Consider the following 1,087-nt stretch of genomic DNA (forward strand, 5'->3'; position numbering starts at 1 on the left):
TAGTAAAAGTCTTTTATAGTAGAACAGATTCTGATCAGATTAAGTTTAGAGAAAATTTAAAATCTTAAACCACTGGTGTTGTAAGGTTTTTAAAACATGGATATGATTTGCTCAAACTTTTTAAATGTTAACGGGGTTTTATAAATGCATTTACCTTAATTACTTAACCATGAAAAACCATTTCGATACCAGGAAAATAGCAGTAGTGGGAATGATTATTTCAGCTACTTCATTTAATGCTGTTGCAAAAGCAGACTGGCATTATGCAGGATCATTTGATTATATTAATCAACAAGATAGTTTAACCACCACACAATTTTTGCAACAGGCGGCTATTGCCGGAATGAAAGAGGTATCAACCGGGAAACTTGCGGCAGAGAAAGCAACAGATCAAAAGATAAAGGCATTTGGCCAGATGATGGTTGACAATCATACCAAGGCCAATGAAGAATTAAGATCCTTGGCGAAACTTAAGAAAGTAAATTTGCCAATGAGTAGGCCAGAAGGTGAACTACGACCAGATGGCAGGGTAGATTCATCACCTGAAAACATGAAAGATACCTCAAGAACCAAAAATGCCGGAGGTGAGGCAGGCAATACCGGTCTGGCGAAAAAAATCGCGAATGGTGCTACCGAAGCTGACGTGACGAATGCGATTGAAAAATTAAATAATTTAAACGGGGCTTCATTTGATAAAGCTTATGTCCAGATGATGGTTACAGATCATCAAAATGCGGTTTCTTTATTTGAAAAAGCATCACGGTCTGCTGATCTTGAGGTTAAAACATATGCCAATAAATATTTATCAGTATTGAAAAAACACTTAAAACAGATTCAAGCCCTGGCTAAATAGTAGCTTAAGTTATTTAGCATGGTAACCTTTTGCTTTCATATTCTTCTAAAACGATTTATTGGATTTGTAAGTTTAAATAATTAATATATTTGTTTAAACCTCGCCAATATATGTTTTCAATAAAACATTTTTCAGATTTAGGATTTTTCATCCTTTCAAAACAAGAAAATGAAACCCAATATGCAGAAATTTATAGTAAACGCTGTAGGTTTTCTTTGCAGACAATCCTCATAC

1 protein-coding gene is annotated in these 1,087 nt (G+C 34.5%); it reads left to right on the top strand.

The window, feature by feature from the left end:
• Window positions 1-169: 169 nt before the first annotated feature.
• The gene (locus tag AC1DPQ_RS28550) at window positions 170-853 is read left to right on the top strand and encodes a DUF4142 domain-containing protein (protein WP_477611683.1); all 684 of its coding nucleotides are present in this window, start codon (window positions 170-172) and stop codon (window positions 851-853) included.
• Window positions 854-1,087: the final 234 nt, after the last annotated feature.

Source organism: Pedobacter sp. 01T416_2, assembly GCF_056398925.1.

Bases quoted from the DNA above. Each gene is read 5' to 3' on its own strand.
- AC1DPQ_RS28550 (WP_477611683.1), top strand. From the start codon at position 170: ATGAAAAACCATTTCGATACCAGGAAAATAGCAGTAGTGGGAATGATT.